The organism is Enterobacter cloacae complex sp. 6730903 (assembly GCF_048283985.1).
GTDB classification, from domain to species: Bacteria; Pseudomonadota; Gammaproteobacteria; order Enterobacterales; family Enterobacteriaceae; genus Enterobacter; species Enterobacter hormaechei_C.
Window position 1 is genome coordinate 1 of record NZ_JBLVXX010000043.1, and the last position, 17,474, is coordinate 17,474.

Here is a 17,474-nt window from a genome sequence, read left to right on the forward strand (position 1 = left end):
ATCAGCAATAGCCAGAGCATTGCCGATAATTGCTTCGGCTGTCTGCTTATTCGAACCCACGGCAGCAGCCAGGCCATCGGCGTTCTCCTTAATTGCATCAGACAGTTCCGCGAATTTAGCGCTACTATCGACCGCATTTTCAATCAAATCCTTAAATACGTCAGAGTCTTTAATCTCCTCCAGGATTGCATCGGTAATGTCGGAAACATCGATGCTGGCCTGTCCCCGCACCCATTCTGTGTAACCTGATTCGTTGCCGCTGCGGTCCACCAGCTGCGCGCGGAACCAGAAAATCTGCCCAGCCTTAAGGCCCATCTGCTGATATTTGCGCTGCGGGTAAGGCACATCGGCCAGCAGCATCGCATCGTCTTCAGAACCGGTCAGGCTGTACTGAATTTCCGTCTTCAGCGTGTCGTCGGTATTCGCCGGGAATCCCCAGTTTAGCTCGATGCCGAAAACCACATTTTCAGAAGCGATGAAGCCAACCGGCTTCGGTGGATTGCCCACTTTACCCGTAAGATTTACTTCTGGTGATGTCGCCCACACTGATGAAACGTCGCTGGCGTTCACCGCCCTGACGCGGACCAGATAGCGACCCGAGTAGATACCCTGCACTTCAAAGCCGAGAGAAGACGTTCGGGGCACACTAATCCAGTTGCCGCTGTCACGCCGCCATTCCGCCTCGTACGCAACTGCACCCTGAACAGCATCCCAGGCAACGCGCATGGTGGTAATCGCAATGTTCTGGTTAACCGTAGAGTAACTGTCTACGACGATATTTCCTGGGGGAGCCTGAACCCCTGGCGGAATGACACTGACTGGCCGCTCGTCCAGTCTTGCGCCGGTATCAACAGCGGAATAGATATCAGGGTTGTAAGTCGTCCCGGTGACCTCGAAAGTACCGTCGTTGTTGTCCCGCGTTCCCGTAACACGGAAAAACGCTATAAACAGATCGTCAGAGTCCACACCCCAGTTACATTCAGCCTCCGGCGTTTCGCTGTAGGGTGTGGTGACAGTGACTGTGTTTCCGTTAACGGCCTGGACGGTTCTGGCCTGAGCTGTGCCTGACGGAAGATTCAAAAACAGCCTGTTACCGGCTTTCACATCAGCAGCGCGATCGAGGGTTATGTTGCGGCCGTTAACCGCACTCACCCTGCCGCCGATAGTTCTTCCGGCCAGCTCGTTAGCAGCCACGCCGATCACCTCACCAACAGGGGGGACGTCCATGCCTGTGCTGAAGGTCACCACCTCGCCGATACCGTTGGTAAGCAGCGCCCAGCGCCCCCGCCGGTTTGCCTCTGACTGCCTGGTGCAGCCGATCGCAGTCATTTCGAGCTGACGATAATCGAAGCGCATGGCCAGATCGCTATCGTAAACAGGCTCAGGCGTATCTTTGTAGTGGTTGGCAGGGTCTGACCAGTTCACCAGCGCGGCAGTGTTTCGGGTGGTTTCACTCGGGTCCGCAAAGGTAAATTTACCCTCAACTACGCTGGCGTGGTTATAGATATGCCACACATCGCGGGGCATATCAGCCAGGACATACATCTTATTGTCACCCCAGTACGTCATGCCGCGAAATATACCCGCCAGATCACGAAGTACGGTCCAGGCGTCATTACGGTCCTGGATATAAACGTTGCAACGAAAACGCGGCTCCGTCCCGCTGCCGCCCTTGCCGTCTGGTACCAGCTGATCGCAATACTGGGCGATGCGATAAAGTTCCCACTTGTCTATCTGAGTCGCATCGATTCTTTGCCCCAGCCCGAAACGCTCGTTCAGAATGATGTCGTAATAAATCCAGGCGGGGTTATCCGTCCATGCCCATTTAAACACACCTTCCCATGTACCAGAGTAAGTGCGGGTTTCAGGATCGTAGGTATCAGGTACACGGATGATTCTCCCCTTCGGATTGCACACAACCTGAGGAATGCCATTAGGGAACTGCTTTGCGTCAAACTCTACATACAGCAGCGCTGTGTTAACGTAGCGAAGTTTGGCGTCAATAATTTCAGTTACAGCTACAACGCGCATGGTGTCCACGATATTCACGCTCGTGGAATCCGGCGTGATTCTGCGAACCCGTAACTGCCAGCCAGTCGAGGATTTTGGAAGGTTAACGCGGTGACTGCGCTCATAAAGCGACGTGGTTTTGTCATCAACAGCACCGTTAACCACCGTTTCATACGGCCCGCCATCGACCGACAGATCGATAGCATACTCGACGCGGGTGCCGACTTTATCACCGTTGTTTTTCTGGAGTAAAAGAGTTGGCCATCCCAGGCGAATTCGCAGCGCAGAGAGCTGCGTGTTGGATACCGCGCGCACGTACGGCACAGCCTGTTTCAGCTCGTATGAAACCTGAAGTTCGTTTTCAATGCCGGGGAAGCCCTGAATGTAGTCCTGGTCCTGAGTACCGGAACGGAACTCATATTTCACATTATTGAAGTTATAACTTCCGTCGGCGTTCTGAAGAGGCGTGTACGAAGATGAGTCACCAAGAAAAATGTTTTTACCATCAAGCCCGCCAGCGAACTCACCCTCTCCAAGCGCAATCAGCACCTTTGCCCTTGCAATGGACTGAATGCTGTCCGGTGCTTCAACGGGTGTTCGGGTCTGATTGCTGCCACCTTTACCGCGGCCTTTGATGATCGTCGTCGTCATATCGCGTCCATAAAAGAAGCCACCGTCAGGTGGCTTGAAATGGGTAGTTTGGTTTATTGCTGATCTTCTGCATAAATCCCGGCTGAGATAATCGCACCGCCTATTTCCCTCTGTCCGTAAAGCAAAGGAACGGGGTTACCGGATGCCGTAGTATTGACGGGTCCGCCAAACGCATAGGAAGGCTTATTATCTGGGTCCTGTCGCATCCTCAGACCAGCAACCTGAGGGGAAAGCATTTGCACTACACCACCCACAGCCATAGAACCAGCTGCGGCATATAGCGCCATTTGTGTACCTGCTGCCCATCCTATTGGGTTCCACCAGGTAAAAGCCGCAATTGCGGCGGCAGTAACAATTTGAAAGAGGCCAGCCCTTTTACTGCCGCGTATTACAGGGATAATGCGAAGTTCATCGCCAGGTCCAAGAAGATCAAACTCTTCCTTTCCTATGTTTATTTGGTTTCGGAAGATGACAAAGTCCAGCCCCTTCGCTCTGGTCTCACGCAGGTAGGCATCAAATCCATCAATTGTGTTAGATAGCGCCCTGAATACCTCACTGGCAGACGTTAACGCGCGGCGGTGGGTCCTGCCAAATCGCTGAGCCATTGAACCACTGAGTTTAATGACGGTTTTTCTTTCCATTACATCAAATCCTTATAGCGCAGAATTTTGATGGTACGGTCACGATAATAGCCACCGTATGGAATGCGCTGACTTAGCTGGCCATACATGTGGTGAAGGAGCACATTACCCTCAAGCAAAATACCCGCGTGGTTTGGGACTGCGGACTGTACCTGCATGATCACCATGTCACCTGGCTGGGAAGGCCCGTCGAACTCCCTGAATCCACACTCATACCAGTTGTCCATGTAGAGGTTTTCGCCCTGCTCCCACCAGTGGCGATCTACGCTGTAGTTGGGCAGTTCAATGCCGTGCTCGATGCGGAAATAGTCCATGATGAGAGACCAGCAGTCTGCATACCCGAGTACAAACTGGCGCCCTGTGAGGGGACGGTCTCCGCGAGGCATGACGGTGCGAATGTCGCCCTCCGGCCACGATGCAATAATCCACGGCAGTTCCGTGGCATCACACATCAGCATGTCGAGCTCGCTCGGTTGGGTTGTTGCACCGTCGCCGGGGTGACTGTGGACGATCGCCACCACAGTGCCCTGCTCTTCGGCGGCCGCATAATCCTCAGGATTGAGTTCGAATTGCTCAGTCGGCGACTCAGCATTATTTTTGCAGGGGATGTACTTCTCCACCCGCCCCTTCTGGATAACCACGCCACAGCACTCTTCAGGGAAGGATGCGGCGGCATGTGCCAGAATGGCGCTAACTGTTTTGTCGCGCATAATTATCCTCTCAGAAGTGAAGCCCCAGGAAACCCGCCATAATCCAGCTGTTCATTCTCTCCGAAGCGAGGTTTACAGCCTGTTGACAGCAGTCCGGAGCAAACATCCTGTGAAGGATCGTCCACCCGGTTGCCGTCTTTATCGAACCAGCCGTTTTGCCCGGCGTAGGTGCAGCCGTTCCCCGTTTTGTACCAGCCCCGCATGCACCACGTGCACATTGGCTGAATTTGCCGGGTCGGAATGAGTTGCCCGCGCAAATCGGCTGGACTGGAAAGCTCAAACTCTACGGTTTCATCGTCTGATCCTGATTTACGGTCGATGTAATAAACCTGTTTGCGCTCCTCGTTGGGATTCGCAGTTGGGTTCCCGTCAGGAAAATTTCTTGCGTCCAGGTAGTGGGCGAAAGTGTCATGGATGATCACCTTTGCCTTAGCCATCCCCTGAAACCTTCGGCACAGCGCGCCAATCGTGCCACTGATGTTTGCCACGGTGAGAGACGGCCGTGAACTCTGGCCGTCACTGCTTACAGATATGCCGGTCAGTTCATACGGCCACGCGCCATACTCCTGCCCCTGCCACCACACCGACTTCGGCTCAAGTTTTGACTCGTCGCCGCCTGCGGCGATGATTTCCGCCTCGGTATGCGGGATTGTCTCGTTGTGAAAGCGAAGAATACCCGCACCGAACGCTGAGCCGTCCACCTCGATCAGGCGGACGCGCTTACCCGGTTCCAGTTTCTGGACATCAGATGAAATGCTCATGGATGGTATGCCTGTATGAATGTGCTGCTGAGGGTGTATTTCTTGTTGCCGTGGGTAGATATCTGGAAGGATTCCGCGCGCCATAAGCCTGAGGGCTCAAGCGGCGGCTTCCAGATAAATGACTTCCACCCTGCATGTCTGTTGAGAAAGTTTTTAATGGCCTGAATGTAAGCCTCGTCGCCGGTAAAGCTCACGCTCCACTGAGGTGTTACCGGGTTGATGCCGTCCCCGGCCACCTGTGTATAGCCATCACCAAACTGCGCCTTTCGGGTACGAAAACTTGTATCAACCTGAGAGGCAACCTTTGGGCACCAGCTGAAGGTTTCGACTGCCATGGTTAAACTCCCTTGATTAATCGCCACAGAGGCGAGCCCGGCATGCTGGCCTGTTCGTTAATGACACCAGTGATGGCATCCTTAAGCTGCCTGCCTGCTGCTCCGGCAGTACCCTGACTGGACGCCTGTGGAGATCCGCCCTGAATATTGATATCGCCGAAGTTAACTGAAGGCACACCGCCAGAGACCTGCGGCATCCCCACTGCGCGAACGGCAAGATCACCATTAGGTGCCCGCGTGAGGGGCATGATTGCTTCAGGACCTGCCTCGCCGAAAATCCCTGCGCCTTTAGCAAAAGCAAACAGCTGAGGTGTCTGAAAAACGCCATTGCTGTAAGCGCTCAGGGACGGAGAGTCGTAAACATTACCCTTCGCATTAAAGGTAAAGTTCGCGCCGGCATTCTGAATAGCGGTACCGCTGCTGGCGGTTGCGGCTGACGAGGCGCCAAAACTGAACAGTGATCCAATTGAGCTGACGCCATTAGCAACAGCCATGTTGACCAGAACGTTCTGGATAATCTTCAGTACGCTCACGCCCCAGTCCTTCCAGCTGTCAACGTTGCCATTGAGCATGTCGGTGATCGTGGTGACCGCGCCACCCATGGCCTGCTTCATGCCGTCAGCAGCCATGGAAGAATAATCAGTAGCTTCGTCCACCCAGTTCGCATACCCCTCAGACAAGCCCGTCATCCAGTCGTCACGCTGCGCATCAGAAGCGACGTAATATCCCTCCTGGTCGCGCAGGCGCTCTTCGAGGTAGCGCTTATTAAGTGCCAGCCCCTGCTGATAGAACGTCTCGTCGATTTCACCAGCCTGGCGCTGGCGAAGAAGATCGGTATTCTTCTGCTCGAACTCCTTACGCAGGTTGAACTGCTCCTGAAGTCTTTCCCGGAACCGGGTACCCTGCCCGTAACCAAGCAGTTGCGCTTCATTAGCTGCGCGGGCGCTGGCGTTACTGTCGGCAAGGTTGGCTTCGTAATTTCGCAGTTGCTCACGCAATTTAACCTGGTCAATCAGCGCTGCATTCTGCAATACCGTCTTTTTCTGGGCTTCCGTCAGAGAAGCAAGTTCGCCCTGGCTGACCTGATATTTAACCTTCGCCAGTTCAGTATTCTGACCTTGCAGGGCGATCTGCTCTTTTTGCTGCTTGATAAGGCGCTTATACACATCCTCTGTTTTCTCTCCTTCGGTTTTACCGCCCTTCGCCTTGGGTTTGTTGGCCTCATTATTCCGCCATTCAGCCAGACCGTTATTAATCAACTCCTGACGTCCAGTCTGGAATTGTGGATCACTGGTTAACCCCAGGTCATCGGCTGCATAACTCAGCCGCAGGCGCTCTTTGGCCTCCCCCTTCAGGCGTGACAACTCCAGATCCCGGCGGCTCTTTTCGATGGCATCGGTTTGCTTTTTGTCGAGGTCTGCCTGCGGGAGTCTGAGCGGGACGTTAGCCAGCCCCTGGCGAGCCATGAGAAGTTGATTGCCCAAACCAAGAAGTTTATTAAATTCAGTATGCTGCCCATTCATCATAATTAGTGACTGATATACAGCATTCTGACGCCAGGCTTGCTCACGTATCAAATCGTTACGACGCCGCTCTATTTCTTCGAGGGCCTGCTGAATTCCGCGAGACTTATCTCGCATATCATTCAATTTTCCCTCTTCAACCGCGAGTTGATCAGTAACAATCGCGATAGCGCTTAAAATATTGGCATCGTTCTCGCTGGTAATGCCCGGCTTACCACGGGAGGCATTAAGATCGTCAATTTGAGACTTCAGGTCACCAACCTTCCTTGCTTGCTCATCAATCAGACGATTTTGCTCGACAAGGGCTCCAACAGTCCTACCACGGTTGTCATCCGTTTCCGATAAGGACATGCGAGATGTTTTCTCTCTAATCTCGTCAATTTGACTGGCATACTCCTGTGCAGAACGACGAGCCTGCTCCTGATTCTGATACATCGCATACCAGGCGCCTGCTCCCAGCATCACCAGCCCAGGCACGCCACCAATCAAGCCAAGCGCACCACTCATCAGCCGAGTACCGACAGATGTTACGCTATTGAGATTGCTCTGAGTCGAAACGCGGTTTGCAAGGTTCCGGCTTAAGGAGGCCTGTGTCGCGGCCAAACGCCTTTCTGCAACAGCCTGGGCATCGGCGTTTTTTGCGGCCACCAGCCCTGCCTGTGCACGTTCAAGCGCAGTTCTGGCTCTGACTTTTTCCGTAGCGGTGCCAGTTGCAAGAGCAGTAGTCAGCCTGGCTTGAGCTGCTGTAACCTTTGCTTCCGCTGCCGCAATTTTCTCTTGCTGAGCAGCTTGGACATCTGCGCTTCGTGAACGCTGAACAGCTTGCTGGGCTCGATAAACTTCAGCCCTTGAAGCTGCAACAGCAGACTGAGCCGCTTTATCCTGCGCAACAGCAAGTGCGACCTCTGACTTAGCCGCAGAAATTAGCGCGCCGGTTGCGCTCGTGGCGCTAGTTACTACTCCACTGAGATACCTTGCCAGCCCAACACCAACAAGCGCACCCGCCACTGTTGTGATCGTGGACATATTGTCTGCAACATCACTCAGTGCGCCACTTACTGCCGATGATGTAAATGAATCAAGCGTTTGGGCAACCCCGTCCAGGCCACCAGATAGCGCATCGGTAGCACCTGTAGCCTGGTTGACACCGCCAACCCATGCCATGAACGAGTTTGTGACTTTTTGCAGGGATCCGGAAACTGTTTGCGGCATGCTGGCAAACTCACCCTGTAATGAGCCCAGCTGGCTCATTAATGCAGGTACAACCTTATCAATCGTAAGTTGCCCCTGGTCAGCCATGCTCTTCAGGTCTTTTCTGGCCACGCCCATTCCGGCGGCAAGTGCGCGAATAACACGATCACCTGCTTCGTTAACGGCGTTGAATTCTTCACCACGAAGAACGCCTTGTGCGAGCGCCTGACTGAACTGAGTGATAACAGAACTCGCCTCCTGAGTGTTAGCCCCAGAAAGCTTAAGACCGGTAGAGACAGCTTCTGTAATTTTCAGAACTTCGTCAGAGCTATAACCGTACTCGCGCATTGAGGCAGCTGCGCGAGAAAAAAGGTTTGCGTTATCTGAAAATGCCGTGCCGGTTCTTTGGCTTATTTCCATTAACTGCCGCTGAGAGGCAGCAAAATCATCAGCAGAAGATGAGGCCTGCTTTAGACGAGCGTTTACTGAATTCCACTCATCGGCAATCTGAACAAGTTTACCTGTCGCAAAGGCAGCTGTAGCAGCGGCTGCTGCTCTCCCTACTGATGCAAATCCATCAGTCAAATCGGATAGAGCCCTTTCGCTCTCACGGGCGGCGGCGGCGGCCTGTCGTCCACCATTTTGCATGGTACGGTAATAGTCTTGCCCCATACGTGAGGCGCGGGAAATTTCCGTCTGGAATGACTGCGAGTTAGCGGAAATTTTGATTATTAATTCGCGTAAGGTTGCCATCACATTTCTCCAGGCGAAAAAAACCCCGCCGGAGCGAGGTTTAATTTGTTGCTGCTGTGCCGGGTGCCTCCCGGTGAGTCCTCCAGTCAAAGAACTCGCGATCTCGTTTACGTTTCTCATCAGAGAAATTTGACTGTACGCCCATCCGCATAGGTGGATTCACAGCAGCAACATTATGCTAACTTAGGAGTTCGTATCTGACAAACTCATTTTGAACAAGTATTGGATTTGAAATTATTGGCTGCGACCCACTGCCAGTTAAACGGATAACCAGCTCGATACTGAGTTTGTTCAACCACCTTACGAATGCCATAAATTTGCACCGTTGTTTCTTGTCCGCCAACCATGGCCACACCAGAACAAATAGGGTCCTGTTTATCAAGCAGGCCGGCACAACCTGAAAGCACGCTAGAGATACCCAGGGCCAAAATAAATCGTTTCATTGCACATCCTCTTAGTTTTTTCTCAGATTAACAGCAATTTATTTTGGATTAAACTCGTGTTAAAGCAGGCTCGGGATTGTAATCACCAAATTTCTTTAGCCAGAGAGTAAAAAGAATGTTCTTACTGTGTCGCAGCTGTAAGTGCAGCCTCAAGTCCTGCAAACGGGTCTTTTGTTGCTGATTGCTCGTCACCACCCCAGCGCAGGATCGCATCGTCCAGCGGTACTTTTGCCCCCTGTGATCCGTAGATGGCAGAGACGAGCTGGGCGGCCTGAATGTCCCCGCGAATATCGCCAACCGGACTTTGCCTGTCGAACTCAATCCACATCAGAAGCTCGCTTGCCGTCATGTTCTGCCGTAGTTCTGATAGCGTGCGCCCCATCCGGAGCGCAAGCGACATCAGAAACTTTATGCCGGGGGTTGAGACTTTTCCCGCGCTTCGTCCGCGTTGTTAATCAGGTCAAGCGCCTGTTTGAGCAGGCGTGAGTGTACGGGTCCGTAGATTTCACGCACCTGCTCTTCTTCATCTACGCTGAATACCGGTTGCTTATCGGTGTCACACAGAACGTCAATGAAGAGCACAACGTCAGCGCAAAGATTACGGTGTGCCTTTTCCGATATTGACACATTTTCATCATCAGCACCCGCTTTCACCACTTCCTGCCAGCGCAGCCAGGCTTCACCTGACGGCTCACGGAGAACCACTTTGACGCCTTCCCACTCAGGAACGGCGACCGTCTTATGACGAAATCCCGACATCTTAGCCAGGGCGAGATTTTTAATATTCTTCATGAGACCTCTCAGGAGCCAGACTCGATGTTTTCAGGCTTACCTTTCAGGCGCAGGGAGAACGTTGCCGCCACTACGCCGTTGGTACCGGAAGACCAGGTGTGCTGGCGGATTTCAGCCAGGAACTTAAAGCCCTTGCCGGACGGGAAGATAACCTGGAAAGCGTAGGTCGTATCGTTGTCATACGCTTCACGCAAGGCGTCCTGCGCCGGATTCTTGTAGAAGTTACCGGATAGAGAGATTTCTGACGGAGAAGGCAGGCCGTTGATGTTCTCCTGCTCGGTAGAGCAAAGCGTTGTTACGTCGATATCCTGCTTCTGACCACCGGTGAACTGAATTTCTTTGATGGTGCAACTCAGATCGAGGAAGGTTGCGGAATCCATCGTTTCTTTGGTGGCTGGCAGAGAGGAAATAAGGATCTTCGTCAGCTGCGATTTTTCATAAAGTGCAGACATAGCTGTCTCCTGGAAAAAGAAAACCCGCCATCAGGCGGGTTCGTTGGGTGAATTAATTGTCAGGGGGTAACCCTGAAATCGAGGGTCATGCGGTAGAGTCGTCGATGGGGCTCGTATCCGGGGAGCCTGGCGACCTCCGTCGGGTTTAGTGGCCGTAGCGCCACTAGAGCATCTTCCACGAGCGCGCGCGCCTCTTTGATGGAGGTTGAGTAAGCATCTACCTGAATGGAAACCCTGCTCTCTGCCTGGCCACACAGCACGTCAGCGGAAACATCATCGACGATGGAAAAAATAATCCAGGGTGGCGAGACAGACGGCTTTCCGTCACTACCTAATGGTGCAACGTAGGGATATACCCGTCCTTGCGCCAGGGGAGAAAGCAAGGCGTAGATATCATCTTCATTCACTTGCTCAATACCTCATCAATAGCCTGATTCATTCTGGCAATAGCGACGCTGGCGGCCTCTTCCTCGCGCGTATCGTAAGCGGGTCGCACAAAAGGATGCGCAGGCATGTTGGCCGTTCCCAGCTCCACAAAGCGCCAGTAAAAGGCGTTTCTCGGGTTATTCGCCTTCATCGTGTTATCGCTGTTACCGGTGCGCGGGTTAACCACACGAATATGGACGCCGGAAGAAATCTCCCCTCGGCGGCGGCTTTTTTGGGTAACCACCACCACGTTTTTTTTCAGTTTCCCGGTGCGCACTGGTGCGCGGGCGATCACCTCTTCCTTAAGCACTTCGGCGCCAGCGCGCGTGGCATCACGCAGGACCTTGTTGTTTTCAGCGCGGCTAAGCGCCTCCAGATCCTTTGCTATGTCATTTAACCCGGAAAAATCGAGGCTCGTCTCAATCATTTTTCGATCCCCTGCTTACAAAGAATTTCGAGCTGAATACCGCGAGAATCAGGTATCGGTGGACCAACGATATTCAAAATGGTCCCTTTGAACGGGCCAGTCATAACCCTGAGTCTGGACGCAGCAGTTATATCGTTACGAAATCGAGTCCATACCCTGATAGTGGCTACGGCCGTTTCTGCACCAGCGGCTACTAACTCACGCCCACTGATGCCCTTAACTTCTGCCCAGGTTTCTGCGCAGTCATGCCACGTTTCAACAGGCTGACCAGAAGGGTCTCTGGATGTTGTTATGTTCTGAATAACCACCCTGTCTCTCAGTCTTCCGGCCTGCATAACCCCTCCTACACTCCGTAAATTCGGTATGGCTGAAGCAGGGATTCAACTGCAAGCGGGACCTCTGCAACGGTTTGCCCGATGGCAACGGATTCCCGGTTTGCATACCAGTGACCGATAAGCAGTAGCATGGCTGCCTTGACATCATCATTGAGCAGGATCGGGTCCGGGTCGTCAGCGTAGCCAGGGCTGCTTTCCTTTTCATAGAGCGTTCGGCGTGTCCATGTCTGGACGTACCGGGCCGCCGCACCTGTGTAAATCTCCAGCAGAGCATCATCACCCGTAAAGTCGGTATCAATGCGGCAATGCTGTTTCACCACATTCTGATCAAGCATTTGTTTGCCCCGAAAAAAGCGGCCCGAAGGCCGCAATAGTTATCAGCTACCCGCGCCGGTGCTGAATGAACCGTACACGAACGCTTCAGGGCGTTTCACAGCCAGCGCCAGACGTTCTTCGCAGCGAATGGAGATCATGTTTTTCTCGAAGTCGTCGGCGTTTTCGGTGGAGATAACCACGTTGGCATCTTCACGATCGAACAGTTGAGCTGCGGCATTGAATGCGCCTGTCAGGAATTTGCCCTGGAAAGCTGCTGCCTCAGTTGCTACCACCGGAAGCCCCCAAAGCGTAGGGCCAGTCAGAGATGCCGGGTTAGCCAGGATATAGCGGCCCAGACTGTCTTTCGTGAGCTCAATTTTCGCCCAGTCGATGAAGTGCAGAACGTGGCCAGATGCAGGGAAACGAGCCAGTTGAGCCTGAAGCATTGCCAGGCGCAGATCATCAATCCCGTTCTGGCTCTCAACAGAAAATGCCGGGTCGAATGCTGAGGCCTGAGGAACGATGCCGTGCAGGTGCACACCAGTTCCGTCGCCGAACAAGATTTCCTGTTCCTCAACATATTTCAGGCCGTAACGCATCTCAGCGTCAACCGTAGACTGGAGTTGAGCGAAATCGTCAAGGATCTGCTTGGATGCCTTAAACATGTGCGCGATGGTTGTCACCGGCGTGATTTTAGTTGCGAATTCAATATCGCTGTAAGGTTTGGCAGTCCCCTCTGCAACGACTTTCGCTGCATTGGTAAAGCCCGTTTGCTGCACCCAGAAAATAGCCGGTGAAGATGTGCGGCCAGGCGCAATCAGATCACGAATGAAGAGACGCTGTTTTGGTGCTGTGTCGATGCCAGGCAGTCGCTGTGGTTCAACCACGCCATCTGCAACATCTGTAGAAAGCAAGGCCGCGTGAACTGGGACGCTTACGCGCTTATTGCCTTCAACGCTCGCGGCAAAGGCCTTCAACGCCTCGCTATTAATCACCACCTGTCCAACAGTTTCGGTAACTTTAGCAGCGTTGTTCAATGGCATTTGGGCAACATGCTGTTCCAGCTCACCAAGGCTGGCCTTAAGGGTTTTTTCAGCTTCCTTAAGAGCATTGAGCTCTGTCGCCATTTTATCTACAACATCTTTGGTCTGAGCTGAGAGCTGACCATTCTTTTTCGCTTCGGTCAGTGCCTCTTCTGCTTTCGCGTTGAATTTGCTGGTTGCATCTTCAATGCTGGCAGTGACTTTTTTCAGAATTTCGTTTACTTCAGACATAAAGGGTCCTTATTTGACTAACGCCGCAAGAGCGCTTTCAAGTGAATTGAGGGTTTCAGGTTTGATCTCTTCGGCAGCGCCCGGCGTACCGTCGTTGGTGGTGACAGCGCCAGGCATGCCACCGGATAAGGCTTTAATGAGTTTTCTGCGCTCAGAGCGCGGGGTGTTGGTTTTAGCCAGCAGCGCATCAAGTTTTCGAAGCGCGGCCGCGGGTGATTCATCGCCATCACTGACCGCATCAGCAGAAAGCAGGCTGTCTGCCAGTCCCTTCGCCACAGCGTCACTGCCACCGATGTAACTCTCGGCATCCATCAGTTTCTGAACGGCTGCCATATCAAGGCCGGAACGCGCCGCGTAGATGTCTGCCATAGCGTTATCGAAGGGCTCCAGAGACTGTGCCAGTTCCGCGAAGTCATGGCGGTTACCCATCGCGTAGAACCAGCAGTTGTGGATCATCAGGAAGGCACCACGACCGATCTGAATATCATCCCCGGCCATCGCAATGACTGAGGCAGCGCTGGCGGCGATACCGAGCACCTTCACCGTCACACGGCCTTCGTATTCACGTAGAAGGTTGTAGATTGCCAGGCCTTCGAACATGTCACCGCCAGGGGAGTTGATATTGACCGTGACGTCGGCGCCATTCATCGCCCGTAGCGCACCGGCGATACGTTTGGCTGTTACGCCTTCACCCCAGTAGTCCTGCCCGATCACATCAAAAACAGAAATACTGTTGTCGTCGGTGGACGCGGCTTTGATCCCGCCATCCCAGCGATCCAGGGCGGAGGGTAAAGTTTCACAGGTGACTCGCGCGCAGGGGCGACCCGCCGGTGCTGCCGGAAGTTGTTTTTTGCTCATCAGGAAAGTGCTCCTAAGCGGCCTGTTTCAGCGGAGATTGTTCAAAGGAAATATCAGGGAATATGTGGTTATGCAGTTCTCTCAGGGCCAGAGCCTGAACAGCAGGATTGCTGCTTTCGAGATTTTTCAGTTGCGTCAGGTTGAGCTGAACGGTGTAAATGTCACCCCCTTCAATCGGTGGCATATTCTCAAGACGGCGCACGTCATTGCGGGACATCCACCCATTCTGGAGCGCGCTGGTATAGTACGCAGCACGGCCCGCGCTGTCGGCGCGCAGCAGTCCTTCTACAGAGAACTCCGCGAACACCTCATCATCGCTGTCCAGCAGGCACCGCCCTATTTCCTGCTCTATGTTCACCAGCAGGGGGCGCAGGGTATGTGTCAGGAACTGGAGGTTCATGCCCTCCAGACTGGATGCCCAGCTGCTTTGCTTCGTGGTGTGACCGACCATGAAAGGCGGAACGCGAAACCAGCGGCAGATCTCCTCAATGCTAAAGGCGCGGCTTTCCAGCATCTGGGCGTCTTCGGGATTCATGGTGACGCCCTGGTACTTCAATCCGCCTTCAAGCACCATGATTTTCCCGGCGTTTTTTGAACCGGTAAATGCAGCCATGTAGCTGCGAAGTCTTTCACGTTGTTCGTCAGTCAGCGCATTCTCAGCGGAGAGAAAACCTGAACTCTGAAGCCCCTGTTCAAATATCTTCGCAGCAGACTCCTCAACCGCCATTGCAGAACCGATCACATCCCGGCCTGTTTTCATCGGCATCATGCCGCAAACGCCGTCAAGACCGAACCCGCGAATGTGCATGATGTTTTTGACGGGAATGACTCGCTCGTTACCGTTTTCAGTGTATTTGTATTCCAGCGCCCCGGTCGTGAGACGTTTAACCACCATGTTCTGCGGCAGCAAAGGCACCAGCGAAACCAGGCGGTTTGCGATGAATTTCTTCTCAATGAAGGCGTTCCCGCGCAGGCAAATACTGGCGACCACCATCAACATAAATCGTGATGGTGTCATTTCTGAATTGGGTCGGCGGCATAGTATCGAGTAGGCCGGATGATCGGTTGCCGCTTTACGCGAACCGTCAGGCTGTCGAACGTATATTTTCAGCGGAAGTGTTGAAATAGACTCGCTTAACAGCCTTACGCATGCCCACACAGCCGATAGCTGGATGGCCTTATCGGCCGTTACCACCTTTCCGCTGCTGCTGGTACCAAACCATTCCTCCCAGAACGTGCCGGTAGTCAGGCTGATAGGCACACCAAGCCAGTTAAGCAGAGCACTTTTAACCCTGCCTGGCCGTTTGTTTTTTTTCATCAGAAACCTACCATGATGGGATTATTGAAGAATCCGGAGAGATCCTGCTGGTCGTTGCCACCGTTAACCAGAACGCGGCTCATTGCTGTGAACAAGGCCGCAGGGCCATCAATCTTGGCCTCAGGTGTGGACTTATTCGGGAATATGTTCTCGTTCCGGTCCGGTTTGACGGTTACGTTGGACATCATCCAGTTCATCACCGGGTGATCGCTGTGATGGAAGCGGCCACCGTATACCAGCGCTTCGACCTCTTTCATCGCCTCAGAGAAATTGCGAACCGTCTGCGGCACTTCCACCAGCGGCAACCCTTCTTCTGCCAGCGCAAGGCTGAACTGCGTCGCACTCCACGGGTCAAAGCCGATTTCTTTCAGGCTCTCGCCAGCAACCCACAGCTGTAGCTCTTCCTTAATCTGAGCATGGTCGATTACATCCCCGTCGGTAAGGATCAGCTTGTCCATCCCGGCCCACTTACGATAGAGCTCTGCCATCTGGCGTGAACATTTCTCAAGGCGTCCTTCCGGTAGCCAGAATTTGAAATCCGCATGAACGTGGCCATCTGGCGCCCGCCAGACTTTAGCGGCCGCACAGATATCAATTTTGTTTGACAGGTCAACGCCCACCCAGGAGGGATAGGTTTTAAGTTCGTGCAGCGGGGCGATAAACTCGCATTTCTCCCATTTCATCATGTCCATCCAGGCTGACTCAGCGGTAACCCAGATATTCATGTGCTTGGTGAAAAAGTTAATTCTGGCTGAAACCTGCTCTTTCGCCTTTTTAGCCAGGCGGCGCAGGTCATCCCAGCGCTTACAGATACCCAGCCCCGGATTCGCCTTCTGCCACACTTTTTCATCAAAGGGATCGTCACCTTCATCTAAGGTGTAGATGATGGCAAAAAACGTATCGTCTTTTACCAGTCCACGCAGCACCTTGATGGCGTAATCACGCAATTCGTAGCAGATGCCTTCTTTGTTGAAACCGGCAGTGGTGATACCGAAAAGCAGCGATTGCAGACGCGCGCCGGTTGCCGTCTCCAGAACGTCCCAGACGTCACGGGTTTTGTGCGCATGCAGCTCGTCGACGATGGCGCAGTGGATGTTCAGTCCATCGAGGTTGTTCGCATCTGATGATAATGGCTCGAATTTGGAGGCCGTTTGCTCCTGGTAGATAGCGAGCTTGTTGAATTCGAAGATCCGCCCAAGAGTGGCTTTCGCCTTCTTGACCATATTCTTCGCGTCTTCAAAAACAATTCGTGCCTGGTCACGGGTGGTTGCAGCGGAATAAACCTCCGCACCGCCCTCGCCGTCGGCACCAGCCATATAAAGCCCCACGCCGGAGCAAAGCGTTGATTTGGCATTTTTACGGGCCACCTCAACATCTGCTGTACGGAAGCGCCGAACCATTACTGGACGACCGCTGCCGTCGTTACGCAAAACGGTTTCTCCCGTTTCCTCGTTAACCAGCGGGATAACAAAACCAAAAATATTAATCAGGATGAAAACATGCCAGTCCATCAGCTCAATAGGCTGGCCTGCCAGCGCGCCCTTTACGTGAGGCACAAACTTATAGAAATTCAGGATGTGCTGCGCGCGGGGCTCACTAAAAAAAATTCCGCGCTCTTCGCCGTGTGCCAGATCGTCAAGAAAACGCTGACAGGCAAGACGCACAAACTCACAGGCAATAATTTCCCCCGCCACCACCCTCTCGGCGTAGCGGATGCCTTCTGCAACCTTAGCCATTAATCCCTCGCTTTCATAAACTCGGCCAGCGGATCAACCGCATCAGGACCTTTTGCATTCACTTTAGAGCGGCTGGCTGGCGTCATGCCGAACTCACCGAGCATGGCGCGCAGACGTTTCCAGGCATCAGCTTTCATAATGGCGGCCGGGTGAGCCTTGATCATGCGAATCTCTCGCTCTTTGCCTTCGTCTGGCTCTTCGTCGCTATAAACGGCGTAGGTGTAGCCTTCTCTCTCCAGCGTATCGCAGTGATGCCGGTACTCGGTGTAAACCTCAACCAGAAGCTCAAGCGCTCTCGCGTCCAGCTGCGACATGACGCCAAGCGCATCGAGCTCTTCAGCCATACGCCTGAACCAGTATTTCCCCTGCTTGTCGAAATGCTTCGGCGTTGGGGGTACCCCTGGAGTTGGCTTTGGTTCGTTTTCATTAATCGGGCGTTTTGATGGGTTACCCCTCACCAAACGTAGATGGGTCGGGGTTTTCGGTGGTCCAGACATAATCGAAAACTCCTATTAATCATCGA

18 protein-coding genes and 1 pseudogene are annotated in these 17,474 nt (G+C 53.3%); all 19 read right to left on the bottom strand.

What is annotated here, in order from left to right:
- The coding region (locus ACNQ0W_RS19355; protein ID WP_417933227.1) for a host specificity protein J at positions 1–2,661 on the bottom strand (2,661 nt) is incomplete at its 3' end.
- A gap of 53 nt (positions 2,662–2,714) precedes the next feature.
- Positions 2,715–3,302 (bottom strand): tail assembly protein, encoded by a 588-nt coding sequence (locus ACNQ0W_RS19360; protein ID WP_001549121.1) that lies wholly within the window; start codon positions 3,300–3,302, stop codon positions 2,715–2,717.
- Positions 3,302–4,012: a C40 family peptidase gene (locus tag ACNQ0W_RS19365; protein WP_022648744.1), complete on the bottom strand. Its 711-nt coding sequence runs from the start codon at positions 4,010–4,012 to the stop codon at positions 3,302–3,304. Before ACNQ0W_RS19365 ends, ACNQ0W_RS19360 begins: the two co-directional genes overlap by 1 nt.
- 2 nt (positions 4,013–4,014) lie before the next feature.
- On the bottom strand, positions 4,015–4,773 hold the full coding sequence (locus ACNQ0W_RS19370) for a phage minor tail protein L (protein WP_006809150.1): 759 nt from the start codon (positions 4,771–4,773) through the stop codon (positions 4,015–4,017).
- Entirely contained in the window at positions 4,770–5,108 is a 339-nt protein-coding gene (locus ACNQ0W_RS19375; RefSeq protein WP_022648745.1) for a phage tail protein, read from the bottom strand. Before ACNQ0W_RS19375 ends, ACNQ0W_RS19370 begins: the two co-directional genes overlap by 4 nt.
- Positions 5,109–5,110: 2 nt before the next feature.
- On the bottom strand, positions 5,111–8,575 hold the full coding sequence (locus ACNQ0W_RS19380; RefSeq protein WP_417933228.1) for a phage tail tape measure protein: 3,465 nt from the start codon (positions 8,573–8,575) through the stop codon (positions 5,111–5,113).
- A 206-nt stretch (positions 8,576–8,781) separates the two neighbouring features.
- A complete protein-coding gene (gene cor / locus ACNQ0W_RS19385; RefSeq protein ID WP_042863304.1) occupies positions 8,782–9,018 on the bottom strand; it encodes a phage exclusion lipoprotein Cor in 237 nt (78 codons plus the stop codon).
- Positions 9,019–9,139: 121 nt separating this feature from the next.
- Positions 9,140–9,418: a phage tail assembly protein T gene (locus ACNQ0W_RS19390; protein ID WP_058691912.1), complete on the bottom strand. Its 279-nt coding sequence runs from the start codon at positions 9,416–9,418 to the stop codon at positions 9,140–9,142.
- An 8-nt stretch (positions 9,419–9,426) separates the two neighbouring features.
- Complete coding sequence (locus tag ACNQ0W_RS19395; protein WP_213320040.1) at positions 9,427–9,810, bottom strand: phage tail assembly chaperone; 384 nt, start codon at positions 9,808–9,810, stop codon at positions 9,427–9,429.
- Between the two features lie 32 nt (positions 9,811–9,842).
- Positions 9,843–10,262, bottom strand: a pseudogene (locus ACNQ0W_RS19400) (phage tail tube protein); the annotation flags it as partial.
- A gap of 59 nt (positions 10,263–10,321) precedes the next feature.
- Entirely contained in the window at positions 10,322–10,669 is a 348-nt protein-coding gene (gene gp17, locus ACNQ0W_RS19405) for a tail completion protein gp17 (protein WP_042863305.1), read from the bottom strand.
- Positions 10,666–11,115: an HK97-gp10 family putative phage morphogenesis protein gene (locus tag ACNQ0W_RS19410; RefSeq protein WP_417933229.1), complete on the bottom strand. Its 450-nt coding sequence runs from the start codon at positions 11,113–11,115 to the stop codon at positions 10,666–10,668. The genes gp17 and ACNQ0W_RS19410 overlap by 4 nt, the downstream gene beginning before the upstream one ends.
- On the bottom strand, positions 11,112–11,450 hold the full coding sequence (locus tag ACNQ0W_RS19415) for a phage head closure protein (protein WP_058691913.1): 339 nt from the start codon (positions 11,448–11,450) through the stop codon (positions 11,112–11,114). Before ACNQ0W_RS19415 ends, ACNQ0W_RS19410 begins: the two co-directional genes overlap by 4 nt.
- Before the next feature lie 8 nt (positions 11,451–11,458).
- Positions 11,459–11,785 (bottom strand): head-tail connector protein, encoded by a 327-nt coding sequence (locus tag ACNQ0W_RS19420; RefSeq protein WP_058691914.1) that lies wholly within the window; start codon positions 11,783–11,785, stop codon positions 11,459–11,461.
- A gap of 42 nt (positions 11,786–11,827) precedes the next feature.
- Entirely contained in the window at positions 11,828–13,039 is a 1,212-nt protein-coding gene (locus tag ACNQ0W_RS19425; protein WP_023296252.1) for a phage major capsid protein, read from the bottom strand.
- Between the two features lie 9 nt (positions 13,040–13,048).
- Positions 13,049–13,897: a head maturation protease, ClpP-related gene (locus ACNQ0W_RS19430; RefSeq protein ID WP_417933231.1), complete on the bottom strand. Its 849-nt coding sequence runs from the start codon at positions 13,895–13,897 to the stop codon at positions 13,049–13,051.
- Between the two features lie 13 nt (positions 13,898–13,910).
- Positions 13,911–15,215 (bottom strand): phage portal protein, encoded by a 1,305-nt coding sequence (locus ACNQ0W_RS19435; protein ID WP_053504436.1) that lies wholly within the window; start codon positions 15,213–15,215, stop codon positions 13,911–13,913.
- A complete protein-coding gene (locus ACNQ0W_RS19440) occupies positions 15,215–16,951 on the bottom strand; it encodes a terminase large subunit (RefSeq protein WP_417933232.1) in 1,737 nt (578 codons plus the stop codon). Before ACNQ0W_RS19440 ends, ACNQ0W_RS19435 begins: the two co-directional genes overlap by 1 nt.
- Positions 16,951–17,448: a phage terminase small subunit P27 family gene (locus ACNQ0W_RS19445; RefSeq protein WP_080327451.1), complete on the bottom strand. Its 498-nt coding sequence runs from the start codon at positions 17,446–17,448 to the stop codon at positions 16,951–16,953. Before ACNQ0W_RS19445 ends, ACNQ0W_RS19440 begins: the two co-directional genes overlap by 1 nt.
- Positions 17,449–17,474: the final 26 nt, after the last annotated feature.